The organism is Abyssibius alkaniclasticus (assembly GCF_020447305.1).
In the GTDB taxonomy this organism is placed as follows: Bacteria; Pseudomonadota; Alphaproteobacteria; order Rhodobacterales; family Rhodobacteraceae; genus Abyssibius; species Abyssibius alkaniclasticus.
In genome coordinates, this window is record NZ_CP095732.1 from 435,990 (window position 1) to 460,726 (window position 24,737).

29 protein-coding genes are annotated in these 24,737 nt (G+C 63.5%); 16 read left to right on the top strand and 13 right to left on the bottom strand.

Translation table 11 applies throughout. The features are described from left to right. Window positions 1-7: 7 nt before the first annotated feature. The 5 genes from LGT41_RS02340 to LGT41_RS02360 are packed head-to-tail and all read left to right on the top strand — an operon-like array spanning window position 8 to window position 3,328. Window positions 8-418 carry a hypothetical protein gene (locus LGT41_RS02340; RefSeq protein WP_274128419.1) on the top strand — a complete coding sequence of 137 codons (411 nt, stop codon included), beginning with the start codon at window positions 8-10 and terminating at the stop codon, window positions 416-418. Between the two features lies 1 nt (window position 419). Beyond that, a complete protein-coding gene (locus tag LGT41_RS02345; protein WP_274128420.1) occupies window positions 420-1,043 on the top strand; it encodes a MotA/TolQ/ExbB proton channel family protein in 624 nt (207 codons plus the stop codon). Window position 1,044: 1 nt separating this feature from the next. Continuing rightward, window positions 1,045-1,464, top strand: coding sequence for an ExbD/TolR family protein (locus LGT41_RS02350; RefSeq protein ID WP_274128421.1), 420 nt, complete (start codon window positions 1,045-1,047; stop codon window positions 1,462-1,464). Beyond that, complete coding sequence (locus LGT41_RS02355; RefSeq protein ID WP_274128422.1) at window positions 1,461-1,865, top strand: ExbD/TolR family protein; 405 nt, start codon at window positions 1,461-1,463, stop codon at window positions 1,863-1,865. Before LGT41_RS02350 ends, LGT41_RS02355 begins: the two co-directional genes overlap by 4 nt. Beyond that, window positions 1,862-3,328 (top strand): DUF4384 domain-containing protein, encoded by a 1,467-nt coding sequence (locus LGT41_RS02360; protein WP_274128423.1) that lies wholly within the window; start codon window positions 1,862-1,864, stop codon window positions 3,326-3,328. The genes LGT41_RS02355 and LGT41_RS02360 overlap by 4 nt, the downstream gene beginning before the upstream one ends. 11 nt (window positions 3,329-3,339) lie before the next feature. Here the strand turns inward: LGT41_RS02360 and LGT41_RS02365 are convergent, their stop codons facing one another. After that, the gene (locus LGT41_RS02365; protein WP_274128424.1) at window positions 3,340-3,885 is read right to left on the bottom strand and encodes an amino acid synthesis family protein; all 546 of its coding nucleotides are present in this window, start codon (window positions 3,883-3,885) and stop codon (window positions 3,340-3,342) included. Window positions 3,886-3,972: 87 nt separating this feature from the next. Then, the gene (locus LGT41_RS02370) at window positions 3,973-4,119 is read right to left on the bottom strand and encodes a hypothetical protein (RefSeq protein ID WP_274128425.1); all 147 of its coding nucleotides are present in this window, start codon (window positions 4,117-4,119) and stop codon (window positions 3,973-3,975) included. 241 nt (window positions 4,120-4,360) lie between these two features. Here LGT41_RS02370 and LGT41_RS02375 point away from each other — a divergent pair, with 241 nt between their 5' ends. Further along, window positions 4,361-5,854 carry a M48 family metalloprotease gene (locus tag LGT41_RS02375; protein WP_274128426.1) on the top strand — a complete coding sequence of 498 codons (1,494 nt, stop codon included), beginning with the start codon at window positions 4,361-4,363 and terminating at the stop codon, window positions 5,852-5,854. Here LGT41_RS02375 and LGT41_RS02380 read toward each other — a convergent pair. The 7 genes from LGT41_RS02380 to LGT41_RS02410 form a co-directional block, all read right to left on the bottom strand. Further along, the gene (locus LGT41_RS02380; RefSeq protein ID WP_274128427.1) at window positions 5,851-6,291 is read right to left on the bottom strand and encodes a molybdenum cofactor biosynthesis protein MoaE; all 441 of its coding nucleotides are present in this window, start codon (window positions 6,289-6,291) and stop codon (window positions 5,851-5,853) included. The genes LGT41_RS02375 and LGT41_RS02380 overlap by 4 nt on opposite strands. Before the next feature lie 2 nt (window positions 6,292-6,293). Then, the gene (gene moaD / locus LGT41_RS02385) at window positions 6,294-6,539 is read right to left on the bottom strand and encodes a molybdopterin converting factor subunit 1 (protein WP_274128428.1); all 246 of its coding nucleotides are present in this window, start codon (window positions 6,537-6,539) and stop codon (window positions 6,294-6,296) included. Continuing rightward, entirely contained in the window at window positions 6,536-7,204 is a 669-nt protein-coding gene (pgsA, locus tag LGT41_RS02390; protein WP_274128429.1) for a CDP-diacylglycerol--glycerol-3-phosphate 3-phosphatidyltransferase, read from the bottom strand. The genes moaD and pgsA overlap by 4 nt, the downstream gene beginning before the upstream one ends. A 75-nt stretch (window positions 7,205-7,279) precedes the next feature. Beyond that, window positions 7,280-9,157: an excinuclease ABC subunit UvrC gene (gene uvrC / locus LGT41_RS02395; RefSeq protein ID WP_274128430.1), complete on the bottom strand. Its 1,878-nt coding sequence runs from the start codon at window positions 9,155-9,157 to the stop codon at window positions 7,280-7,282. A 332-nt stretch (window positions 9,158-9,489) separates the two neighbouring features. Beyond that, a complete protein-coding gene (locus tag LGT41_RS02400; protein ID WP_274128431.1) occupies window positions 9,490-10,263 on the bottom strand; it encodes an SDR family oxidoreductase in 774 nt (257 codons plus the stop codon). Then, complete coding sequence (locus tag LGT41_RS02405) at window positions 10,260-10,442, bottom strand: hypothetical protein (RefSeq protein WP_274128432.1); 183 nt, start codon at window positions 10,440-10,442, stop codon at window positions 10,260-10,262. The genes LGT41_RS02400 and LGT41_RS02405 overlap by 4 nt, the downstream gene beginning before the upstream one ends. A 6-nt stretch (window positions 10,443-10,448) precedes the next feature. Beyond that, a complete protein-coding gene (locus LGT41_RS02410; protein WP_274128433.1) occupies window positions 10,449-11,252 on the bottom strand; it encodes a S49 family peptidase in 804 nt (267 codons plus the stop codon). 131 nt (window positions 11,253-11,383) lie between these two features. Between LGT41_RS02410 and LGT41_RS02415 the strand changes: the two genes are divergently transcribed. The 3 genes from LGT41_RS02415 to LGT41_RS02425 all read left to right on the top strand — a co-directional run bounded on the left by LGT41_RS02415 (window position 11,384) and on the right by LGT41_RS02425 (window position 14,134). Then, complete coding sequence (locus LGT41_RS02415; RefSeq protein WP_274128434.1) at window positions 11,384-12,529, top strand: CaiB/BaiF CoA transferase family protein; 1,146 nt, start codon at window positions 11,384-11,386, stop codon at window positions 12,527-12,529. Window positions 12,530-12,533: 4 nt separating this feature from the next. After that, window positions 12,534-13,577: an aldo/keto reductase gene (locus LGT41_RS02420; protein WP_274128435.1), complete on the top strand. Its 1,044-nt coding sequence runs from the start codon at window positions 12,534-12,536 to the stop codon at window positions 13,575-13,577. A 65-nt stretch (window positions 13,578-13,642) separates the two neighbouring features. Continuing rightward, the gene (locus tag LGT41_RS02425; protein WP_274128436.1) at window positions 13,643-14,134 is read left to right on the top strand and encodes a cytochrome b; all 492 of its coding nucleotides are present in this window, start codon (window positions 13,643-13,645) and stop codon (window positions 14,132-14,134) included. On the opposite strand, the gene LGT41_RS02430 is transcribed toward LGT41_RS02425, so the two are convergent. Next, a complete protein-coding gene (locus tag LGT41_RS02430; protein ID WP_274128438.1) occupies window positions 14,131-14,502 on the bottom strand; it encodes a hypothetical protein in 372 nt (123 codons plus the stop codon). The two genes, LGT41_RS02425 and LGT41_RS02430, sit on opposite strands and share 4 nt — an antisense overlap. A 167-nt stretch (window positions 14,503-14,669) precedes the next feature. Here LGT41_RS02430 and LGT41_RS02435 point away from each other — a divergent pair, with 167 nt between their 5' ends. From LGT41_RS02435 to LGT41_RS02455, 5 genes are all read left to right on the top strand, one after another. Then, a complete protein-coding gene (locus LGT41_RS02435; protein ID WP_274129647.1) occupies window positions 14,670-15,449 on the top strand; it encodes an HpcH/HpaI aldolase/citrate lyase family protein in 780 nt (259 codons plus the stop codon). Next, entirely contained in the window at window positions 15,446-16,366 is a 921-nt protein-coding gene (locus LGT41_RS02440) for a carbohydrate kinase family protein (RefSeq protein WP_274128439.1), read from the top strand. Before LGT41_RS02435 ends, LGT41_RS02440 begins: the two co-directional genes overlap by 4 nt. 83 nt (window positions 16,367-16,449) lie before the next feature. After that, window positions 16,450-16,776: a hypothetical protein gene (locus LGT41_RS02445; protein ID WP_274128440.1), complete on the top strand. Its 327-nt coding sequence runs from the start codon at window positions 16,450-16,452 to the stop codon at window positions 16,774-16,776. Between the two features lie 6 nt (window positions 16,777-16,782). Continuing rightward, complete coding sequence (locus LGT41_RS02450; protein WP_274128442.1) at window positions 16,783-18,399, top strand: SAM-dependent methyltransferase; 1,617 nt, start codon at window positions 16,783-16,785, stop codon at window positions 18,397-18,399. Between the two features lie 64 nt (window positions 18,400-18,463). Then, window positions 18,464-19,012, top strand: coding sequence for a VOC family protein (locus LGT41_RS02455; RefSeq protein WP_274128443.1), 549 nt, complete (start codon window positions 18,464-18,466; stop codon window positions 19,010-19,012). Between the two features lies 1 nt (window position 19,013). On the opposite strand, the gene LGT41_RS02460 is transcribed toward LGT41_RS02455, so the two are convergent. The 3 genes from LGT41_RS02460 to LGT41_RS02470 are packed head-to-tail and all read right to left on the bottom strand — an operon-like array spanning window position 19,014 to window position 23,013. Next, window positions 19,014-20,849, bottom strand: coding sequence for an ABC transporter ATP-binding protein (locus LGT41_RS02460; protein WP_274128444.1), 1,836 nt, complete (start codon window positions 20,847-20,849; stop codon window positions 19,014-19,016). 56 nt (window positions 20,850-20,905) lie between these two features. Continuing rightward, window positions 20,906-22,753: an ABC transporter ATP-binding protein gene (locus LGT41_RS02465; RefSeq protein ID WP_274128445.1), complete on the bottom strand. Its 1,848-nt coding sequence runs from the start codon at window positions 22,751-22,753 to the stop codon at window positions 20,906-20,908. Between the two features lie 26 nt (window positions 22,754-22,779). Next, window positions 22,780-23,013: a hypothetical protein gene (locus tag LGT41_RS02470; RefSeq protein ID WP_274128446.1), complete on the bottom strand. Its 234-nt coding sequence runs from the start codon at window positions 23,011-23,013 to the stop codon at window positions 22,780-22,782. Between the two features lie 287 nt (window positions 23,014-23,300). Between LGT41_RS02470 and hemF the strand changes: the two genes are divergently transcribed. Further along, on the top strand, window positions 23,301-24,182 hold the full coding sequence (gene hemF, locus LGT41_RS02475) for an oxygen-dependent coproporphyrinogen oxidase (protein WP_274128447.1): 882 nt from the start codon (window positions 23,301-23,303) through the stop codon (window positions 24,180-24,182). After that, window positions 24,173-24,736: a hypothetical protein gene (locus LGT41_RS02480; RefSeq protein WP_274128448.1), complete on the top strand. Its 564-nt coding sequence runs from the start codon at window positions 24,173-24,175 to the stop codon at window positions 24,734-24,736. Before hemF ends, LGT41_RS02480 begins: the two co-directional genes overlap by 10 nt. Window position 24,737: the final 1 nt, after the last annotated feature.

Genomic DNA, 24,737 nt, shown 5'->3' on the forward strand with positions numbered 1-24,737 from the left:
GCATGTGATGAAAACATTGGGTTTAGGGCTGGCCGCCACGCTGATTGCCGGCATGGTTCATGCGCAAACCGGCGCGATTTCGGTAGAGTTGAACAAGTTCGAGCCGACGGATGAGGGCTGTCAGGCGTATTTCCTGTTCGGAAACACCACCGGCGAAAGCTTTGAAGGCTTCGAGATGTCATTGGCGATTCTGGACAGCGAAGGCGTGATCGACCGGCTGCTGACAATCGACGCCGCCCCCCTGCCCGCCGGGCGCACAACGCTGAAGCTGTTCGGCATTCCGGGGCTGGACTGTGGCGATGTCGGCTCGGTCTTGCTGCATGATCTGCCAAGCTGCCGCCCGCAGAACGGCGAAGAGACCGATTGTTTTCCCATGCTGGAGCTAAGCTCGCGCGCCACAGCACCGCTGGTGCAGTAACATGATGGGGTTTATCAGCCGGCTGCTCACCGATGGCGGCCCGGTCATCATTGTGCTGGCCGCCCTGTCGGTTCTGTCCATCGCGGTGATGGTGGTCAAGGCCATCCAGTTCATGGGCACGGGCGGGGGGAAGCGCGTGGTCACGGCGCTTGACCAGTTGCAGCAAGGCCAGGACGATGCCGCCGCCGCCACGCTTGACGGTGGCAAGGGGCCAGCGGGGCGTGTGGTTGCCTATGGTGTGGCGGGGCTGAAATCCGGCCTGTCGGTCGCCGCACTCGATGCCGAGATGACCCGGCGCGGCAATGGCGAGGTCGAGGCACTGAACCGCTGGCTGCGCGTGCTGGAGCTGGTGGCGCTGATCGCGCCGCTTCTGGGCCTGCTCGGCACGGTTCTGGGGATGATCCAGTCATTTCAAGAACTTGAAATGGCCGAAGGCTCGGCCAATGCCTCGGTGCTGGCCGGCGGTATCTGGCAGGCCTTGCTGACCACCGCCGTGGGGCTGGTCGTGGCCATTCCGGCGGCAATTGGCGCAAGCCTGTTTTCGGCAGGCGCCGAACGTGCGGCGCATAGCATCGAATCTTCCGCCGGGCGCCTGTTGCTGATTGCCCGCGCGCGGGGCGGCTGACATGCAGCTTGCCCGGCGCAGAAAACCCAGCGCGCTGATTTCCATGACATCGCTGATCGATGTCATGCTGATCCTGCTGGTGTTTTTCATGGTCACATCCACCTATCTGGATCTGGACATGATGCCGATGGTGCAAAGCAGTGACGAGGCCGAAGCCCCGCCCGGCACCAGCGCCGCCGCCGGTGCGCCGCTTTTGGTGCAGCTCAGCGCCGCCGGGCAGGTGCGGCTGCGCGGGCAGGTTCTGGAAATTGCCACGCTCGGGGCGCAACTGGCCGACATGGTGGCTGATAACCCCGGCTTGCGCGTGCTTGTCCTGCCCTCGGGTGCGGCCGATGCGCAGGCGCTTGTCGGGCTGATTGATGCCGCCACCGCCGCTGGCGTGACCGATCTTCGCGTCATCAGGCCGGAGGGCGGGCAATGAGGCTGAAAGCCCGCCGCGGATTGACAATGCCCGACCCGCTGGTCTCGCTCATCGACGTGGTGTTTTTTCTCTTGGTGTTTTTCATGCTGGTCGGGCGGATGGATGCCACCGCCCCGTTCGACGTGTCCCCGCCGATTTCGGTGCTGGGCGAAGACCTGCCCACCGGCGGGCTGACCGTATCCATCGGGGCCGAGGGGCAAATGGCGCTGGATGGTGTTGAGCTTGATGCAGCGGCGCTGGTGGCGCGGCTGGCCGCCTTGCGCGAAAGCCGGCCCGATTTGCTGGTGCGGGTCAATGCGCATGGCGCGCTGCGCCTGTCGATCCTGCTGCCGCTTGTGGCCGATATCGAAGCAGCGGGGGTGGGCGACATTGTGCTTGTCGTCACGCCAAACCCGATATGAGCGGCGCGCGCGGGGCCATAACCTGGGGCGCGGGCCTTGGCATTTCGCTGCTGGCCCATGCGGCGATTGCGGGCTTTGTGCTGATCGCCGTGAAGCCCGAACCGCTGGAGGACCAGCCGCAAATGCGCGGCAAGGTCCGTGTGCAAAGCGAGGTGGTCGAAAGGCAGGATGCAACGCCCGAACAGCCCGATGCCGAAGCGGCTGAAACCGAGGATGCCAGCGGTGCCGCTGCCACGGCCGGGGCCGTGCCAAGCGCGCAAGCCCAGGCCGCCAGCCTGCCCAGCCAGCCGCTCAGCGCCACACCCGATGCCGGTGGCGCGCCGGTGCCCGCGCTCACCGCGCAGGGCCCAAGGCTGGCCGAAGCCCCGCCGAATGCGCAAACCGCAACGGCGGCCACTGCGCCGGCAAGCGAGGTCAGCGCCACGCTGGCACTGGCTGAACAAAGGCTGACCGCTGCCACACCCCCCGCCGCGCAAGCCGCACAAGCCGCCATGCCCGAAGCGGTTGCCGCCGCCGCCCCGCCGGGCCAACAGCTTGTTGCCGGTGCGCCGCGCCTTGCCCCCACCGCCGCCAGCGCCCTGGTGGCCGAGGCCAGCGCCACGCTGGCGCCGCAAGGCGAGCTTGCCGCACAGGCCAGGCCCGACGTCACCACAATTTCCGCAACAACCGGCTGGGCGGGCGCGGGCGATATCGACCCGGTTTCGCTGGCCGCGGTTGAAAGCTTCATGCGCCCGCTGGACACGGCCAGTGAGGCTGGCTCGCCGCGTGATGACATGGCCGATCTGCTCGACTCGGTCCCCTGCGCGCGGCTTTCGGCCACCTTTGTGCCCGAAACCGGCACGCTGGAACTGCGCGGCCATGTGCCCGACGCCAATGCCGCCAATCCGATATTGGCCGAGTTGCGCGCCAAGCTCGGCGATTCCATTCCCGTTGAAGGCAATGTGATCGTGCTGCCATCGCCCCAATGCGGAATGCTTGAAGCGGTGGAGGATCTGGGCCTGCCGCAAAGCCGCCTGCAAGCCCGCGACCCGCTACAGCTTGGCGCGCAAACCCAGCTGACCACCTTTGAATATGCCGAGGGCGAGCGGGTGATCATCCGTATGCGCGCCTATGATTTTCCCGCCTATGTCTATGTCGATTTCTTCGATGCCGAGGGCAATGTGCTGCATTTGCGCCCTAACCAGTGGGAGGCGCTTGTGCAATACCAGCCGGGCGACCTGATTGCCGTGGGCGATGACCGCGACGATGGCACCGGGGTCGAGCTGCGCGTGCGCCCGCCCTTCGGGCTGGAACTGGTTGTGGCCTATGCCAGCTCGGTGCCGCTTTATGAAGGGCTGCGCGACCCTGTGGAACCGGCGCAACCCTATCTTGAATGGCTGCGCACACGCATTGCCGAACTGCGCGCCGAAACACCGGATTACAAGGGTGACTGGGTGTATATGTTCATGCAAACGCATGACTAGTCTGGCCGAAGTCAGCTGGTAATCGGCCCTTTGCCTACACGCGGATGCGGGCGCGCACCATCGGCAACACCCATGCACAGCACAATTTCATCGGGGCGGGGCGCATCGCCAATCGCGATGGTGATCGTGTCAAAATGGTCAAACGACCATGCTTCATCCTTATGGCCAAGCGGCAGGTCTATGCTGCCACCAAGGCTTGCGATTTTGACATTGGAGGGGATCAGCGCCTGACCGCCGCCAACTGCTGCGCGCATCGGCTTGCCAAGCTTGGGGTGGATGACCGCGGCGCCATGTTCCATATCACCACCCACGCCGACAAGCGCCGCCTTGCCATAGCTGACGGGCAGGCCCGGCAATGCGGCCACCGCATCGCCAAAAAGCCGGGTCGCAAGGGTGCCGCCAATGTCAAACAGTTCGGAAAGATCTTCGGTAAATCGGCCCGCAACCGGGCTACGAAACACCGCTATCGCAACCACGCGGGTAATCGGCGCACAGGTTTGGCCAAACCCGTCTGTTTTCGTTGTCTCAATGAAAAGCGCGGTTTTGCGTAAGTCCATATGGCGGCTCTCCTGAAAATTCCGCGCAATGACACCAGTGAAAACCGCAGGCGGGCGGCGCGGATGACACCGCCCGGCGTGGTCTTCTTAAAAGGACAGAACCTCTTCAACCGAGGGTGCCGGCTCGGATTCGAGCATGATCACCTCATTTTCGGCGGGGGCGGGTGGCGGGGCGGTTTCGCAGCCGGCCAGCAGGGTTGTCGCGGCAAAAAGCGATAGCAAACTGATTTTCATAACAGGCTCCTTCAGGTGGGTTTTCGGGCGGCGTGATGCGCCCGTAGAAACCCTGGAAGTTTGAACCTGTGGCGCCGCCCGGTCAATACTCATCCGCCTTCGGCACGATCTGGCGCGGGCTGGCGCGGGCTGGCGCGGGCTGGCGGGCGCTGGCGCGGGCTGGGCGGCAATCCGCGCAGGTGGCTTGCAGCGCCGGGGCCGCTCTGCCAAGCTGAACCGGCAGACAGAATTGGGCAAAAGCATGAAGCGACGTTTTGAGACGAGATGGCTGGCACTGGCCGCATCCCTTGTGCTGGCTTTGGGCGGCGCCGCCGGTGCCGGGCCTGAACGCAGCGCCGATGCGGCGGCGATCGGTGCCGAGAACCATCCGAAACTTCTGGCCCGGTTCGGCGGTGAAATACCCGATGAGGCGCTCATCAACTATGTCGCCACGATTGGCGCACGCATTGTTGCCGTCAGCGAGCAACCCGACGAAGACTGGCAGTTCACAGTGCTGGACAGCCCAAGCGTGAACGCCTTCGCGCTGCCCGGCGGCTATGTCTATATCACGCGCGGCCTGCTGGCCCTTGCGGGGGATGAGGCCGAGCTGGCGGCCGTGCTTGGCCATGAAATCGTGCATGTGACCGCGGCGCATGTTGAAGCCCGGCTTGCGGTTCAGGCCGAGGATAACAGCGGCGAGCTTGTGGGCGATCTTCTGGGCGGCCTGCTAGGCGGGCTGATCAGCGGCAGCGAATCGCCCCTTGCCGATGCCGTGCGCAACACCGTCGAATCGGCGGTTGGCGGGCAAATGGAATTCAGTCGCGAACAGGAATTCGAGGCCGATGCGCTGAGCATTCCGATTTTGGTCGCAGCGGGCTATGACCCCTATGCCGCCGCCGATTTTCTGGTCGCGATGCGTGCGCAATATGCGCTGGTTGCCCGGCTGGAGGGGCGTGGCTTCAACCCGTCGCAAGTGCCGTTCTTTGCCGACCACCCCGCGCCCGATGAGCGCATTGCGCGCGCCAGAGACCTGGCCGAAAGCATGGCCTACATCCAGCCGCCGGTCCGTGGCACCGAACCCTATCTGGCGGCGATTGACGGAATGATTTTTGGCGATAGCCCCGCGCAGGGCATGGTGCGCGGGCGCGCCTTCATCCATAGCGAGCTGGGGTTTTCCTTTCTGGTGCCCGAAGGTTTTACCCTGCAAAACACAGCGCAGGCCGTGCGCGCGCGCGGCCCTGACGGGGCCATGCTGATCATGGAAGGCGGGCGCGACCGCGGGGGCGATCTGCGCCGCTTCATCGCCGATGAATGGGCGCCGGCCTTGCGCCAGACCGGCCAGGCCCGCCCGCGGCTGAGCCGCGTGCGCAGCACCGAAATCAACGGGCTCGAGGCCGCACAGGCGCGGCTGACCCGCCGCTTTCGGGGCCGCAACCAGGAAATGACCCTGACCGCCATCCGCCTGAACGGCACAATCTACCGCTTTACCGCGCTTTCGGCGCGCGGGGCTGATACCGCACAGGGCGCGATGGCCGAGGCCGTTGCCAGCTTTGCGGCCCTGCCGGTCGATGCGGGCGCGGCACTGGCGCCCTATATTCTGACTGCCCATCAGCTGCGCGCGCAAGACAGCGTTGCATCGCTTACCGCCGATGCCCCCGCCGAAAGTGCTGCGGCCGACTGGTTTGCCGTGCTGAACGGGCTTGAGCCCGGCGAATTGCCGCCGGTCGGCAGCTGGGTCAAGGTGATCCGCTACTAGGCTTCGCGCGTCCAGCGCGCCAGCGCGGCCTCGTCGGCCTCGCGTGCATCAACCCAGCTTGCGCCCTCTTTCTTCCAGAACGGGGCGCGTGATTTCAGGTAATCCATCATGTAGCTCGTCGCCTCGAAGGCCGCGTGGCGGTGGCGCGATGCGGCGGCGACCATCACAATCTGCGCCCCCGGTGCCAGCGCGCCATAGCGGTGGATGATCCGGCTGGCCTGCAAATCCCAGCGCGCGCAGGCCTCGGCCTCGATCGCGGCCAGCGCCTTTTCCGTCATGCCGGGGTAATGTTCCAGTGTCAGCCCGCCGCCGCCGCCCGGCATATCGCGCACCAGCCCGCTGAAGCTGACCAGCGCGCCGATATCGCTGCGCCCGGCGCGCAGCGCCGCCAGTTCCGCGCCAAGGTCAAAATCCTCGGCCTGCACCGAAACGCCCATCCCTAGCCCCCGGTCATCGGCGGGAAGAAGGCCACCTCGCGCACCCCCGCCAAAGGCGCATCGAGCGTGCCGAGTTGCTGATCCAGGGCTACGCGCACGGCGCGCATGTCGCTAAAGGCCAGCGCATGGGCTTCAGAGCGCGCCGCAAGCTCGGCCACCAGCCCGGAAACATCGGTGGCCGCGCTCTCAACCTCTTCGCTGGCCGCGCCGATCCGCTCGCGCAGCCAGGCGAAATACAGCACCTTCATGCCTCGGGCTCCTTGAGATAGGGCAGCGCCTTTACGAAATAATCAAGCCCCGACAGCACAGTCAGCACGGCCGCCAGCCACAGCATGGCAATGCCGCCCCACCAGGTGAAATTCACCAGCGGCTCCAGCAGGCGCAGCCCGTAGATGTCATCAACCCGGCCGGCCATGATTTCATCGACCATCGCGCCATCCATGCCCCAGGTCAGCATGACAAGGTAATGGCTGGCCAGCAGCGCGCCAAACAGCAGCGTGATCGCCAGCATCTGCACGGCGGTTTTGTATTTCGCCAGCCGCGTAACCTGCAGGCGCGCCGCATCGGCCCCCAGAAACTCGCGCAAGCCCGAAACGAACACCTCGCGGAACAGGATCAGGATCATCGGGATCATCACCGGAATATAGCCGTTCCAGCGCACAGCCAGCACGGCCAGCGCGATGACCACCATCGCCTTGTCGGCAATCGGGTCAAGCATCCGGCCAAAGGCGGTGACAACATTCCAGCGCCGCGCCAGCACGCCGTCCAGATAATCGGTCAGCGCCGCGCCCACAAACAGGCCCAGCGCAATCCAATCCGCAAAGGGCGAGGGCAACAGCACATAGATCAGCCCGACCATCGGCGCCGCGATCAGCCGCAACAGGGTCAGAAAATTCGGTATCCGCGTGTGCATAAGCTTTCCGTCTGTTCCTGCACGGGCCAATACCCGTGCCGCGCCACCTCGAAAGATGCGCCTACCCTTAATGCCTTATCCCGTCGGGTTAAAAAAGGCATGAATCGATTCCGCCATCGCGCTCGATATCCCCTCGACTGCGCGTAAATCCGCCAATGCCGCCCGCCCCACGGCCTTGGCGCTGCCAAAATGCGCAAGCAAGGCCCGTTTGCGCGCCGCCCCGACGCCGGGCACATCATCCAGCGGGCTGGCCGAAATCGCCTTGCTGCGCTTGGCGCGATGCGTGCCAATGGCAAAACGATGCGCCTCGTCGCGCAGTCGCTGGATGAAATACAGCACCGGGTCGCGGTGCGGCAGGGCCATGACCGGCTTGCCGGGGCGGTAAAACTCTTCCTTGCCGGCATCGCGGTCTTCGCCCTTGGCCACGCCGACCAGCGCCACGCCGGTCACGCCCAATTCCTCGAACACCTTCACAGTCGCACTCAACTGCCCCGCGCCACCGTCGATCAGCACCAGATCGGGCCAGCCATCGCCCTTCTTCTCGGCATCTTCCTTTTGCAGCCGCGCGAAGCGCCGCCGCAAAACCTGGTCCATCATGGCAAAGTCATCGCCCGGCGTCAGCCCGTCGGCGGCGATGTTGAACTTGCGATAGGCCGATTTCATATAGCCATCCGGCCCGGCCACGATCATCGCGCCCACCGCAAATGCGCCCTGAATGTGCGAGTTGTCATAAACCTCAACCCGCGCAGGCGGTGCATCCAGCCCGAAACGCTCGGCCAGCCCCTCCAGCAAACGCGCCTGGCTGGCGGTTTCCGCCACCTTGCGGCCCAATTCCTCGCGCGCATTGCGCAAGGCGGCCTCGATCAGCGTGGCCTTCTCGCCGCGCTTGGGCACCAGAATATCCACCTTGCGGCCCAGCTTTTCGCCCAAAGCGGCGGCCATCAGGTCGGCATTGTCAAGCTCGGCGCTCAGCAGAATCTGCTTGGGCGGGGTCTTGTTGGCATAGAATTGCCCCAAAAACGCCTCAAGCACCTCGCCGCTATCAAAATCCGCCCCCGTGCGCGGGAAATAGGCATGGTTGCCCCAGTTCTGGTTGGCGCGGATGAAGAACACCTGCACGCAGGCCTGCCCGCCCTCCTGAAACAGCGCAATCACATCGGCCTCGTCCACACCCGCCGGGTTCACGCCCTGTGCGCCCTGCACCAGGGTCAGCGCGGCAATCCGGTCGCGCAGCGCCGCCGCGCGCTCGAACGCCATCTCGGCACTCGCCTTGGCCATTTCCGCCGCCAATCCCTGCTGCACATCGGTCGACTTGCCGCTTAAAAACCGCACCGCCTCGTCCACGGTCTGCGCATATTCCGCGCGGCTGATCTTGCCCACACAGGGGGCCGAGCAGCGCTTGATCTGGTATTGCAAACAGGGTCGCGTGCGCCCCTCGAACATCGAATCCGAGCAGTTGCGCAGCAAGAACGCCTTTTGCAACTGGTTCAGCGTGCGGTTCACGGCCATTGCGCTGGCAAAGGGGCCAAAATACTGCCCCTTGGCCTTGCGCGCGCCGCGATGCTTGGAAATCATCGGAAAATCATGCGCGCTGACATGGATATTCGGAAAGCTCTTGTCGTCGCGCAGCAGCACATTGTATTTCGGCTTGAGCTGCTTGATGAGGTTTTGTTCCAGCAACAGCGCCTCGGTTTCGGTCTTCGTCGTCAGCACCATCATGGTGCAGGTTTCCGAAATCATCTTGGCGATGCGCGCCGAATGGCCCGTGGGCTTGGCATAGTTGCCGATGCGCCGGTTCAGGTTGCGCGCCTTGCCCACATACAGCACCGCGCCCTTGGCATCGAGCATCCGATACACGCCCGGCGATTGGTCAATCTGCCGGTTGAACGCCCTGATATAGGCATGGCCCGTCACGGGCGGGGCGTTTGGTTTGGGCGGTGTCGGCTCGGTCATCAACGGCTCCGGGTGATTCTCTGACTAGCTGCCTTCGCTGGGTTGCGATTTCAAGAGAAAAGGCATCCACGATTCCTGTGGATAACCTTGTGCATAGATAGGGTAACATTGTCGCGCCGCCCTGAATCTTATAGCGATTCAACCCCTTGCACAAAAATTAGGCACATTCCTAAAGGCTTGATTTTTAACGATATTATTTTCCACATCACATAAACCCCTGAAATTATTACAGAATATATGACGGTTCTGTGAACGCGCCCGCGCCGGTGGACAATTCATTTACATGCGCCGAAAAAGCCCCGGAATCCATGCGGTTATTCACACGAAGAGTCTCACTCAACCCCTAGAATATCCGGCGTTTTCCACGCCAGATGCTGCCCGCCATCCATGCAAATCAGCTGGCCGGTCATGCTGGGGCTGTCGAGAATAAACCCCATGCAGCGGGCGATTTCACCGTCATCCGCGCCGCGCTGCAACAGAACGGCGGCGCGCTGCGTGGCGAAATGTTCTTCGCTCTGGCGCGCACCCTTCATGGTTGGCCCCGGGCCAATGGCATTCACCCGAATATCCGGCGCCAGAAACTGCGCGGCGGTCTGGGTCAGCCCCCATAGCCCGAATTTCGCCAGCGTATAGCTGCAAAATCCGGGGGTGAGCTTCAGCACGCGCTGATCAATCAGGTTGATGATATTGGCGCTGGCAATCGGCTCGCCGGCCTCATCGCGCGCGCCCTTGCCGGCCTGGGCTGCAAAAGCCTGCATCAGAAACATCGGCGCGCGCAAATTGCTGCCGATCGCGCGGTCCCAGCTTTGGGCATTCGCGCTGGCCAAAGTGTCATATTCGAAAATCGAGGCATTGTTGACCAGCACCGAAAGCGGGCCCATCGCCTCGGTCACGCGGCCCACAAGGCCAGCCACCGCATCGGCATCCAGCAGATCGGCCTGAAAAACCATAGCCCGCACGCCATGCTTGCGCGCCTCGGCGGCTGTGGCTTGCGCATCATCTTCCGAGCGATCGTAATGCACGGCAACATCATGGCCGCGCATGGCCAGTTCCAGCACCATCGCACGGCCCAGCCTGCGCGCACCCCCGGTTACCAAAGCGCTCATCTTTTCCCCTTGTATCCACATTGGCAGGTGCCTTTGGCCGGGCCAGGCACGCCGCATTTCGGGCATTTCGCCACCAGCACGCCGCCATTCTTGCGCCCGGGCAGGCGCGGCATTTTCAGCCGCCCGAAAATACCCAGAATGATCATGCCGATCAAAAAGAATGTGACAACCTTGACCATATGCGCTTATAGCCCGAACCGCGCCCAGATTGCACGGCTTTCCAGCGCGGCGAGCATGGCTTCGGGCGCGGCCTCGGCCCCCTTGATGCCAAAGCGCGCCAGCAAGCCGCGTTTGGGCTTTTGTTCGACAAACTTCACCTTGTCGCCAAAGCGCGCCTTCATCACCGGTTCCAGATGGCCGATGCCATCGATCAGCCCGTTTTCCACCGCCGCCTGGCCGACGAAAATCGCGCCGGTAAACAGCCCGTCCTCCTTCAGCCTGGCCCCGCGACGGGCCCGCACCTGCGCGATGAAATTCTCATGGATGGCTTTCAGCATCACATCCATCTTTTCCAGGTCTTCCGGCTTTTCCGGCTGGAACGGGTCGAGCATGGATTTGCTTTCGCCCGCCGTATACATGCGCCGCTCGACCCCGATCTTGCCGATCAGCTCCTGCAGGCCAAAGCCAGCCGAAATTACCCCGATACTGCCCAGAATGCTGCTGTCATCGGCAAAAATCTCATCCCCCGCCGTGGCCAGCCAATAGCCGCCCGAGGCGGCGACATCCTCGCAGAAGGCCAGCACGGGAATTTCAGCCTCGGCCGCCATGCGCCGGATACGCGCGGCAATCAGCGCCGATTGTGTGGGCGAGCCACCGGGCGAGTTTATGGCCAGCGCCACCGCCACCGGCTTTTTGCGGAATGCCGCCTCGATCACCGGTTTCAGCGCGGCATCCGACAGCCCCGCGCCCCCCAGCCCACGGCCCCCGCCAATCACCCCGTTCAGCCGGATCACGGCCACGCTTGGCTTGCGTTTCGGTAAAATTCGCATCTTTCGCCCCTTTTGTTGCCCCAGACATAAGGCGCGCACACGCTGCCAACAAGCCTGCACAACACCGCCAAGGCTGGCAGCCCGCCGCCAAATCCGCTAGCACTGTGCCAAACAAGCAGGAGCAGCCCGAAATGACCCCCCTTCACGGTTTGAAAGTTCTGGAACTCGCCCGCGTGCTGGCCGGCCCCTGGGCGGGGCAGGTTTTGGCCGATATGGGGGCCGATGTGGTGAAGGTCGAAGGCCCGGAGGGCGATGAAACCCGCAACTGGGGCCCGCCCTTTGCCCCCGATGGGGCCGCCGCCTATTACCATGCCGCCAATCGCGGCAAGCGCGATGTCAGCGCCGATTTCCGCAACGCGGATGATCTTGCAATGGTCAAGGCGCTGGCGGCACAAGCCGATGTGGTCATCGAGAATTTCAAACTTGGCGGGCTGGCGAAATTCGGGCTCGACTATGCCAGCCTTGCGCCATCCAACCCCGGGCTTGTCTATTGCTCCATCACCGGCTTTGGGCAAACCGGCCCCTATGCCCCCCGCGCGGGTTATGATTTCATCATTCAGGCAATGGGCGGCATCATGGACCTCACCGGCGAGCCTGATGGCGCGGCGCAGAAACCCGGCATGGCCTATGCCGACCTGTTCACCGGGCTTTACAGTGTCATCGGCATCCAGGCCGCGCTGGCCCAGCGCGCCGTTACCGGCAAGGGCCAGCATATCGACATGGCGCTGTTTGACACGCAGCTTGCCGTGCTGGCCAACCAGTCCGGCAATTACCTCACCTCTGGCATCGTGCCCAGGCGCATGGGCAATGCCCACCCCAATATCGTGCCCTATCAGGTGTTTCAGGCGGCGGATGCGCCCTTTGTCATTGCCTGTGGCAATGACCACCAATTCGCGCATCTGTGCGAAAAGCTGGGCGTGGCGTTCCATACCGATGCGCGCTTTGCCCGCAATACCGACCGCGTGAAAAACCGCCAGATCATCATCCCGCTGCTCGCCGCCGAAATGGCCCGTCATTCGCGCGCCGATATTCTGGCCCTGATGGAGGCCGCTGGCGTGCCCGCCGGCCCCATCAACACCGTGGCCGAGGCTTTGGCCGATCCGCAGGCGCTGGCGCGGGGCATGGTGCAGGACCACGGGCAAACCCGCTCGGTCCGCCTGCCGATTGTGTTCTCGGGTGCCGATATGCCCTTGCCCGCCGCCGCGCCGCAAAAAGACGCCCACGGCACCGCCATCCGCGCCGCCGCCGCCCAAAACCAATGGCCCAAAAAGGACTGACATTATGGAAATTCGCCCGCTTGGCCGCTCTGGCCTGACCACAACCCATTTCTGCCTTGGCACGATGACCTTCGGCTCCAACACCGATGAGGCCGATGCCTTTCGCCAGCTCGATATGGCGGTGGATGCCGGCATCACCCTGCTGGATGCGGCCGAAATGTATCCCGTCAACCCGGTGCTGAAAGAAACCATCGGCAATACCGAAGCCATCATCGGGCGCTGGCGCGCGGCGCGCGGGGCCGGGGCCGATGCGCTGCAAATTGCCACGAAATGTTCCGGGCGCGGCAGCATGGTGCGCGATGGCGCCACCGTCACCCCCGCCACGATGCGCGCCGCCCTCGAAGCCTCGCTCAAACGCCTTCAGGCCGAAACGGTCGATCTTTACCAGTTGCACTGGCCCAGCCGCGGCACCTATCACTTCCGCCAATACTGGGGCTATGCACCCGAAAAGCAGGACACAGCACAAGCGCGCGACGAATTGGCCGCCCTTGTCGGCTGCGTCACCGATCTGGTGGCCGAGGGGAAAATCCGCGCCTTTGGCCAAAGCAACGAAACCGCCTGGGGCCTGACCAGCTGGCAGGCAATGGCAAAGGCCACCGGCGGCACGCCCATCGCCACGGTGCAGAACGAATACAACCTGCTCTGCCGCCTCTATGATACCGATTGCGCCGAGGCCTGCCACCACGAGGGCATTGGCCTTCTGGCCTTCTCGCCACTGGCGGCGGGCATTCTCACCGGCAAATATTCCGGCAATGCCATCCCCACCCCCTCGCGCCGCGTCAACCAGCCCGAGCTTGGCGGCCGCGCCACGCCATCGGCGCTGGACGCCGCCGATGCCTATGTCGCGCTTGCGCAGAAACACGGGCTCGACCCGGTGCATATGGCGCTGGCCTTCTGCAGCTCGCGCCCGACAATGGCATCCTCCATCATCGGGGCCACGACATCGGCGCAGCTTGAACGCATTCTCAAAGGGGCGGATCTGCGGCTTGGCGCCGATCTGCTTGCTGAAATCGAGCTGCTTTACAGGAAATTCCCGCGCCCGATGTAAATAAGTCTCGACGGAACCGGCCCTGTGCGGCGTATTATCGGCACAAATCCTGCATGGGGCCAAAAATGAGCAAACCGCAAAACTATGCCCGCAGCCAGATCATCCTGCATTGGCTGATCCTGCTGCTTATCGCTTTCAACCTGATTGCGCCCGATGGCATGAACGCCATGTATCGCGCGGCCAGGCGCGGCAGCACGCCCAGCACGACCGAGCTGTTTTTGGGCAATCTCCATATCATTGTCGGCATAACGGTGCTGGTGCTGGCCGTGCTGCGGCTTGTGCTGCGCATTCGCAATGGCGCCCCCGCCGCCCCGGCAGGCCCGCGGCTGCAACAGCTTGCCGGGCATGTGGTGCATTGGGGCATTTATGTGCTGCTGTTCGCCGTGCCGCTTTCGGGTATGAGCGGCTGGTTCGCCGGGATCAGCGCAGCGGCCACGGGGCATGTTCTGTTGCAAAACCTCCTTTTGGGTCTTGTTGCCCTGCATGTGGCCGCCGCGCTCTATCATCAGCTCTGGGTAAAAGATAACCTTCTGGCGCGCATGTGGCCGCGCCGCTAGGTGCGGGCGCGTGTTGTCACCACCGTGTAAAGGAAGATCAGCATCGAGGCGGCTGTCAGGAACGAGCCGATGATCGCCAGCACCGGATTGTCGGTTTGAATGGCAATCACGATGCCCGGAACCATCAGCACCACGCCCAGCGTTGCCACCCCGAAATGCAGCCTGGCCAGTTTGGTTTCCGCCGCTGCCGGCACCACATGGTAATACAGCCCGAACAGCGCCGTGCTGACCCAGCCAACAAGGTTCAGATGCGCATGTGCCCCGGCAAGCTCATAGCTTTTGGTGGCCGACATCATGATCCCCCAGGCCATGCCAATGCTCACATAAATTACCGCCGTGACGAAAAACAGAAACGCGACTCCACGCATGATTTGTCCCCTTTTATCTTTCTTTCTGGCCAACTTGCACAATGCAATTTTTGAGCCGAATGCAAACTAGCACAGATTTTGCGCATTGCATGGAAAATCCTGCCGCGCGGCATTTACAGCAGGGCGCATTTTACGCCATTCTGTGCGCCCCGAATGAAAGCAGCAAAATGTCCGCAGCCGAAAATCCGTTCAAAACCGCCCTTGCCAGTGGCGTGCCGCAAATCGGGCTGTGGATGGGCAATGCCAGCCCCTATCTGGCCGAGCTTGTGGCCGGGGCCGGGTTTGACTGGGTGGTGGTCGACGGTGAACACGCCCCCAATGATCTGCGCTCGATCACCGCCGCGCTGGCCGTGATGGCCGCGCGCCCATCCGCGCCGGTTGTGCGCCTGCCCGTCGGTGCGGAATGGATGGTCAAACAGGTGCTGGATGCGGGCTGCAAGACCCTGCTCATCCCGATGGTGGAAAGTGCCGCCCATGCCGCCGCGATGGTTGCCGCCACCCGCTACCCGCCCCTGGGGCGGCGCGGGGTGGGGGCCGGGCTGGCGCGGGCCTCGGATTTTGGCCGCGATGCGGGCTATATGGCCGGGGCCGATGCCGGCATTTGCCTGCTGTTGCAGGTGGAAAGCCGCGCCGGGCTGGCGGCGCTCGATGCGATTCTTGCGCTGGACGGGGTGGATGGCGTGTTCATCGGCCCCGCCGATCTTGCCGCCGATATGGGCTTTCCCGGCCAGTCGGATGCGCCCGAAGTGCTGGCGGCGATCGATGACGCCTTGCTGCGCATCCGTGCGGCGGGCAAGTCTGCGGGCATATTGGCCCCCCAGCAGGCCCGCGCGCAGCATTATCTTGACCTTGGTGCAAATTTCGTGGCTGTAGGGATTGATATCAACCTGCTGGTCGGCGCCCTTGCCGCGCTGCGCAACACCTTCAAACCGGAGCAGAACACATGATCGTTGTTGGCTGTGAAAACCTGATCGACCTCATCCAGCAACCTTCGGGGCATTTTGCCGCCATTGCCGGCGGCTCGCCCTATAACACGGCGCGCGCCGCCGCCCGCCAGGGCCAGCCCACCGGCTATCTTACCCCCATCTCGAATGACAGGTTCGGCGATATTCTGGCGCAAACCTTCGAGGCCGATGGCGGTGTCCTGCTCTCGCCCCGCGCCGCCGCCCCCTGCTCGCTGGCCATTGTCACCCTGTCAAACGGTCAGCCCGCCTATCAGTTCTACCGCGAAGGCACGGCCGAACGCGCCGTTACCGGCAACAGCCTTGTGGCTGCCCTGCCCGATGGGGCGCGCATCCTCTCGGTCGGCTCGCTTGCGCTTTCCGGCCTGCATGATGGCCCGGCCTGGGCGGCCTGCTTCAAGGTGGCCAAGGCGCGCGGGCTGTTCTGCGCGATCGACCCGAATATCCGCCCCGCCTTCATTGCCGATGAACCCGCCTTCCGCGCCCGCCTGACCGCGATGCTGGATGCCGCCGATATGGTCAAACTCTCTGATGAGGATATCGGCTGGCTCATGCCCGGCGCGCCGGTTGAAGAGGCCGCCGCCAAGCTGGCCGCGCAGCACCGCATCCCGCTGCTTGTTCTCACGCTTGGGGCCGAGGGCGCGCTTGCATTTCACAACGGCACCACGCAGCGCCAGCCCGGCATTGCCGCCAACCCGCTGGTCGACACCGTTGGCGCGGGCGATACCTTTATGGGCAGCCTGCTGGCCCAGATGCAGGAATTCAACCTCGATGAACCCGGCGCATTGGCAGCACTTAGCGCCGAGCGCCTTGCCGCGATCCTGCACCGCGCCGCCAAGGCCGCCGCCATCAACTGCACGCGCGAAGGCTGCAACCCGCCGCTGCTGGCCGAGCTTGCCTAGAAGCGCGCAGCGCAAGAACCTAGACAGATTTGCGCATTTCGGGCAAAATATGGTTTCCACTATCCATTTAGTAGGAAATTTTTATGGCACAAATTGATGATATTGAAAAACGCCTTAACAAGTTGGAAAGCCGCGTTGATTCGTCCTTTTCCGAGATTCAGAAATTCGCCGACGCAACCTACAAGCATGTCACGACGCTTGAAAAGCGGTTCGACCGCAACCTGCGCGACCAGAATACCGTAAATGCCAAATCCTATAAGCACATCACCGCAATGGAGGCCCGTTTCGCCAAAATGGACAAGGGCGCCAAGAAGCTGGTCAAAATGGCCGATCCGCGCGTGCAGGAACGCATTACCATGAAGCTGGTCGATCAGGCGCTGAAAACCTACGATCAGAAGCGCGGCAAGTAGCGCGCTTTGGATCATGCGGCCAAGATCGTCGCAAAAGGCGCCTTTGCCGGGCATCCGGTAGAAAGCTTCCAGCCCGTCTGGAACAGTGCCGCCTTGCGCATTGCCCGTGCCGCATGGCTGGACTCCGGGCTCGAAGTGTTCTTGCGCCTCGATGTGCCCTACGGGGCCACGTCCAGCGGGCGGCTTTCAGCCGATGCCGTGCAGCTTTTGCTCAAATCCGCCCAGGCGCGCGGCAGCCAAACCTATCGCTTTCTTGAAATCGGCGCAGGCTCCGGCCTGTTTGCCAAACTCTTTCTTGACGCGCTGAAAGACCAGGCGCCGGAAATCTATGCCACCTGCACCTATGTCGTGACCGATGGCAACCAGACCATGCTCGACTCCCAGGCCGAACACGGCGTTTTTGCCGCCCATCAGGGCCGGGTGGAAAGCATGGTCTTTGATGCGGCGGGCGACTGGCCCGCAAGTTTCGCCGGCGGCTTTGACGGGGTTTTCGCCTCCTATATCCTCGACAGTCTGCCCGCCGAGATCCTTCTGCTTGGCCCGCGCGGCACCAGGCAGATGCAAATGCGCTGTATGCTGGATGATGCCGAACAGGCCAAAGCCTTGCAGGCCGATCTGGCCCTGCCCGGCATTGCCCATCTTGGCCGGCATATCCCCTTGCGCAAGCGGCTCAATATCCAGACGCGGCATGTCGATATCGACCTTGCCAGCCTGCCCATGCCCGAGGCCATCGGCCCGGTCCCCGAAGATGACGACACCCCGATGATGCATTGCCACGGCGCGCTTTCATGCATTGAAAACATCATCGCGCATCTGCGACCATCGGGGCTGGCCCTGCTGGCCGATTACGGCACGACCGAGCCGCGCGACCCGTCGGACACGATCGAGTTTCAAAGCTTCGGCGCTTCGGCGGCCCATGCTGTCAACTTCCACCAGCTTGACGGCCATTTCGCATCCCACCCCAAAGCCGCCTGGCTCAAACCCACGGCGGAAGAGGGCTATCTTTATAGCCGCGTGCTGTATAACGGCCCCGCCGATGACCTGTTTGACGAGGTCGATCTGCTGTTTGGCGAGGTGCGCCAACGCGCCCTGCGCCTGCCGATCGAGGCCGCGCGCGAAATGCTGCGCGCCAATGCCTTTCAGGCGGCGCGGCGGCTTTATACCAAGGCCATGCAGCTTCAGCCGCGCAACTGGGCGCTGGCCGAAGAGATCGCCACGCATCTGCTGATGCCGGCCGAAAACTACGACGATGCGCTGGCTTTGGCCGATTTCGCGCTCACCCTCAACCCTTTGGCCCCGGCGCTGCACCGCATTCGTGCCGACGCGCTGTTGCAGCTTGGCCGCATGGCCGAGTCGCAAGCCGCGCTTGCCACCTGCCTCAAATTTCAGGGCGACGCGCCCGAAACCCGCCTTTTGCAGGCCAGGCTGGCCGAAAAATCCGGCGACCACAAGGCCGCTTTGCTGGCCGTCGCCCAGGGGTTGGCGGTTGACAGGGAGGGCGACCGCCGCGACGAGCTTATTGCCATGCAAGACCAGATTTTGCTGGCGATTTCGCGCGCCGCCCGCGCCGATCTGCTGGCCGAGGTGAACCAGTTGCGCGCGCTTGACCAGCTTGGCGACTAGCACCGCTTGATCTTGCCTGCTGCGGGCCTATGCTTTGGCCAGCCGCAATTTCAGGAGCCTTGCCATGCAGCCCATCCAATCCCAGGGCGTTCACCATATCACCCTGACCGGGGCCGATCGCGCCACATCCATGCAGTTCTGGGGCGAGGTCTTGGGAATGCCCTTTGTCTTTGAGCAGCCCAATCTTGACAATCCCGACGAGAATCACCTCTATTTCGACCCAGGCGATGGCCGCCTGATCACCATTTTCACCGATGAGGCCCGCAAGCCGATGGGCGGCAAGGCTGCGCAGGATCCCGGCAATGTCCAACACATCGCCTTTCATGTCAGCCGGTCGCATTTTGCGCTTGCAAAAGACAACCTAAAGGCGCGCGGCGTTACCGCCTATGGCCCGAAAGACCGTGGATTCATGGATTCGCTCTATTTCCGCGACCCGCTCGGCCTGCTCATCGAACTGGCCACATGGCGCTTCGAGCCGCCCGCCGGCCATACCCATGCCGAGGTGCTGGCCAGGGCGCATACCATCCGCAGCGAACGCGGCGATCATCACATCGCCGATGAACATCTGGCCGAGGCCATCACCGCCCTGTCCAAACCGGCCTACGCGCCCTGATCTATTCCGCCGCCTCAAGCCCCAGAAACCCGCCCGATTGCCGCGCCCAAAGCCCGGCATAAATGCCGCCCGTCGCCAGCAATTCGGCATGGCTTCCGGCCTCTGCCACGCGGCCCGCATCGATCACCACGATCCGGTCCATCCTGGCGATGGTCGAAAGCCTGTGCGCAATCGCGATCACGGTCTTGCCGCTGGTCAGCACATCCAGCGTGTCCTGAATTGCCGCCTCAACCTCACTGTCCAGCGCGCTCGTCGCCTCGTCCAGCAGCAGCACCGGGGCGTCGCGCAAAATGGCGCGCGCCAGTGCAACGCGCTGGCGCTGCCCGCCCGAAAGCCGCACGCCGCGCTCGCCCAGATGCGCATCCATCCCGCGCCGCCCCTTATGGTCGACCAGCCCGTCGATGAATTCCAGCGCCTCGGCCGCTTCACAGGCGGCACGCACCGCCGCCTCGTCCGCCTCTGGCCTGCCATAGCGGATATTGTCGCGCACCGAGCGGTTGAACATCTGCGCATCCTGCGTGACCATCGCAAAATTCCGCCGCAGCGATGCCTGTGAAAGCCTGCGGATATCCTGCCCGTCCAGCGTGATGCGCCCCGCCTCGACATCGCGCAGCCGCATCAGCAGCGACAGCGCGGTCGATTTACCGGCCCCCGTGCGCCCGACCAGCGCCAGTTTCTCGCCCGGTGCCACCGCCAGATCGAACCCCGCCAGCCCGCCGCCGCCATCGGCCCCGTAATGGTAATGCACACCCTCAAACGCCACCGCGCCCTTGGCCCGGCCAATATCCACCGCATCGGGCGCATCATCCAAAGCAGGCGGGCGGGCCAGCGTGGCAATCCCGTCCTCGACCGTGCCGATATTGGAAAACAACCCCATCAGCATGAAGGAAAACCAGCCCGACATGGCCCCTAGCCGCGCGGCAATCAGCGCCGCCACGGCAATCACCCCCGCCCCCGCCTGCCCGACCTGCCAAAGCCAGACCGACAGCCCGATCAGGAAGATCGGCAACAGCCCCGACAGCACCGCAATCGCCACGCGAAAGGCAAAGGTCATGCGGCCAAAGGCCAGCGCCGCATGGCGAAACCGCGCCAGCGCGCCATGTGCCGCCGCCAATTCGCCGCCCTCATGCGCGAACAGCTTTACCGTCGCCATGTTCGACAGCGAATCAACCAGTTGCCCCGAAAGCCCGGCCCGCGCCTCTGCCCGCACGCGCCCGCGCGCGCGGATGCGCGGCAGGCCCCAGCGCAGCACCAGCACATACAGGCCCAGCCACAGGCCAAGCACCGCGCCAAGCCGCCAGTCGGCCGCGCCCAGCAGCGCAATCGCGCCAAGCGCCATTGCCACGCCAAAGGTTAGCGCGTTCAGGCTTTCCATCACCACATCGCCAAGCGCCGTGGCCGTCTGCATCTGCTTTTGCGCCAGCCGCCCGGTGAAATCATTCTCGAAATAGGCCATGTCCTGGCCCAGCGTGTGGTTATGCAGCCGCCAGATGCCGATATGTGTCAGCCCCGGCCCCAGCGCCAGCGAATTCATCCCCGCCTGCGCCATCATGATCAGCGGGCGGATGACCAGCATGAAGACAATGATCAGCGCCAGGGTCAGCCCGTAGCCGCTGAAAAACCCAGGCGCGCCCACAAGCTCCACCCGGTCCACGATCAGCCCCACGCACCACGCCGCCACAATATCCGAAAGCCCGAAAGCCACCGAAACCACCGCCTGAAGCTTTATCGCCCTGCCCGTGCCGGAATAGGCCCAGCGCATAAAGGCCCAAAAGCCCGAAGGCGGGCGGCCCCTAGCTTGGGCGAACGGGTCGAACAGGTTTTCAAAAAAGCGCATGGCGGCAGACTGCCCCTTTGTGGCGGAAGGGTCCAGCCCGCCCGCCACAAAAGCCGCTATTCAGCCGCCTCCTGCTCATCCAACCCGATGAACCCGCCCGACTGGCGGTTCCAGAAGCCGGCATAAAGCCCGTTCGCCGCCAGCAGGCTGCTATGCGTGCCCTCTTCGGCCACGCGGCCTTCATCCAGCACGATGATCCGGTCCATCTGCGCGATGGTGGAAAGCCTGTGCGCAATCGCGATCACGGTCTTGCCCTCCATCACCCCGAACAGGGTCGACTGGATGGCCGCTTCCACCTCTGAATCCAGCGCACTCGTCGCCTCGTCCAGCACCAGAATCGGCGCATCTTTCAGAATGACCCGCGCAATCGCCACGCGCTGGCGCTGCCCGCCGGAAAGCTTCACCCCCCGTTCGCCCACAAAGGCGTCATAGCCGATGCGGCCCTTCGGGTCTTGCAGGCCCTGCACGAAGTCATGCGCCTCGGCGCGCCCCGCCGCCTGCCGCATCATCTCCTCGCTCGCATCGGGGCGACCGTAAAGAATGTTGGCGCGCACGGAACGGTGCAGCAGGCTGCTGTCTTGTGTCACCACACCGATCTGGCGGCGCAGACTGTCTTGCGTCACCGCACTCACATCCTGCCCGTCAATCAGTATCCGCCCCGCCTCCACATCGCGAAAGCGCAGCAGCAGGTTGACAAGCGAGGATTTCCCCGCGCCCGAGCGCCCGATCAGCCCCACACGTTCACCGGGCGCAATGGTCAGGTTGATATTGTCCAACCCGCCCTTTTCCTTGCCGTAATGGTGGCTCAGCCCCTCAAAGCGAATCTCGCCCTTGCTTACAATCAGCGCAGGCGCGTTCGGCCGATCCACCACACCATGCGCGACCGATACGCTTTCAAGGCTTTCGCGCAAGGTGCCCAAATGCTCGAACATCCGGATTGTCACCCACATGATCCAGCCGGTCATCCCGTTCAGGCGGATCACCAGCGCCGCCGCCGCCGCCGTGGCGCCAATGCTCACCAAGCCTTCGGTCCACAGCCAGATGGCCGGGCCGATCACCGAAACCATCAGCACACCATTCATGGCCGCAAGGCCAAAGCTGAGGCTGGTCATCAGCCGCAAGAAGCGCAAGAACCGCACGCGGTGCCGCTTCATCGCGGTCTTGGCATAGCCCTCTTCGCGCCTGGCATCAGCAAACAGCTTCACGCTTTCCACATTGGTATAGGCATCGACCACGCGGCCCGTCACCATAGAGCGTGTGGCCGACATGCGTTCCGACGCGCGCGCCACCTTGCGCGCCACATGGCGCACATAAAAGACATAGGCGATGAGCCACAGCACCATTGGCAGCGCGATGCGCCAATCCATGCCCGCCAGCAGAATGATCGCGCCCAGCACATAAACCAGCGCATACCAGATCCCCTCGAAGGCCATGTAAATCGTATCCTCGGTCGCTGGCCCCATCTGCATCACGCGGTTGGCAAGCCGCCCGGCAAAATCATTCTGGAAGAATGACGCGCTTTGCCCCAGCATATGCTTATGCGCCCGCCAGCGCGCCTGTTCCTGCATGTTGCCGACCAGCGATTGTTCCAGCAGCAAATGGTTCAGGCCAATCAGCGCGGGCCGGGCGAACAGCACGAACAGGGCCGCCAAAAGCAGCTCCAGCCCGTGCTGGGCCCATACCGCTTCGGTGCCGGCACTTTCCATCAGGTCAATCACCCGGCCCGAATAGAAGATCAGCCCGCTTTCCATCAGCGCCACGATCAGGCCAACGCCAATCATCCAGGGCAGCAGGCGGCGGTAACTTGCCAAATGCCACTTGAAATAGGGCCAAAGCGATTTTGGCGGGGTTATCGCCTTATGGCTGGCATAGGGGTCGATCAGGTTTTCAAAATACCGAAACATGTCAAAAGCCTCCGGTTGGGCGAAATTTACTGTGCGATACGTTCCACATAGAGCGGCCAGCGCAAGCCGATGCGCCAGCCCCTCCAAGGGCGGAACCTGGCTTTGCGCGCCATTTCAGGGGCGTGGTCAAGCCCAAGATCGGCACGCAGATGCGCCGACAGGGCCACAGACCGCCCGGCCGCATCGCGAATGTTGTAATGAGCAGACTCAGTGCGCAAATCGGCGCAATGATGCTGCGTATGATATAGATGAGAAAGCATTGGGTTGCACTCCGAATTGTGCGATTTCAGGGAATGTGAAGACGCGTCGGGCCAAAGCCCGCAACAAAGGGCTCAGCTATTGCGCGCTGAAAATCCTTTGAAATACGTCATAAACATTCCTCCCCAATGGTGGATTCGCCGCACATAACTTTGCGGCGGTCCGGTCGCTATAGCGCGTGTTTTGGCCGCAGTCACGCCCCTTTTGCTTGTCATTGGCATATTTTGCGCGCTAAACCCGAAAACTGCGGCGAATTTGCCACAGCGTGAACAGGGAAGCAGGGGTGAGAATGGAGCAGGAAAAGGCCAGGGCCGCCGCGTGGTTTGAAAGCTTGCGAAATGAAATCTGCACCGCTTTCGAGCGGCTGGAAGATGCGCTTGCCGACGGGCCCCACGCCACCCAGCCCCCCGCACGCTTTCAGCGCAAACCCACCAAACGCGATAGCGGCGATGGCGCCGATGCCGGCGGCGGCGTCATGTCGGTCATGCGCGACGGCCGCGTGTTCGAGAAGGTCGGCGTCAATATCTCCACCGTTTACGGCACGCTGGGTGCGGCTGCACAGGCCAGCATGTCGGCCCGCCCCGGCCTTTCCGGGCTGGCCGATGACCCGCGCTTCTGGGCGTCGGGCATCTCATTGGTCGCGCATATGAACAGCCCCAAAACCCCCGCCGTGCATATGAATACCCGCATGTTCTGGACACCCCACGGCTGGTGGTTCGGCGGCGGTGCCGATCTCAACCCGATGGTCGAAAACCCCGAGGATACCGCGTTTTTCCACGCCCGGCTCAAAGCCGCCTGCGACAGGCACAACCCCGCATACTACCCCCGCTACAAGGCCTGGGCGGATGAGTATTTCATGATCAAGCACTGGAACGAGCCGCGCGGGGTGGGCGGCATTTTCTATGATGATCATTGCACCGGAGACTGGGAGGAGGATTTCGCCTTCACCCAAGACGTTGGCCGCGCCTTTCTTGCCGCCTTCGTTCCGCTCACCGAAAAGCACATGAACAGTGAATGGACCGGGGCCGAGCGCGAGCATCAGCTCATCCGCCGGGGCCGCTATGCCGAGTTCAACCTCGTCTATGACCGTGGCACCCAGTTCGGCCTTCAAACCGGCCATAACCCCGAAGCCGTGCTGATGTCGCTCCCCCCGGTCGCCAAATGGCCATAGCCATTCTGGGCTGGGGCAGCCTGTTATGGGATCTTGACGATCTCGCCCCGCATGTGCGCCTGCCCTGGCACATGCAGGGCGGCCCGACCCTGCCGATGGAGTTTTCGCGCATCTCCCCCAAGCGCAAGATGGGGCTGGTCGTCTGCCTTGACCCCGTTGACGGCACGCCCTGCCCGACCCACGCCATCGCCTCGAGCCGCGCCACCCTCGCTGAAGCCCGCGCCGACCTTGCCGCGCGCGAACGCACCCCGCTTGACCAAATCGGCTATGCCAGCGCAACCGAATGCTTTGGCCGCCTGCCCGAGATCGTTTCCCAGGTGCAGAAATGGTGCGCCGCCACGGGCCATGACGGTGCCGTCTGGACAGACCTTGCCCCCAATTTCACCGATGTCACCGCGCAGCCCTTCACACTGCCCGCCGCCATTGCCTATCTGCAAACCCTGCAAGGCGAAAACCTCGCCGAGGCGCATCGCTACATCACCTCCGCGCCCGCGCTCACCAGCACAAACCTGCGCCGCGCGCTGGCGCAAGATACATGGTGGCAAAGCCTGTAGC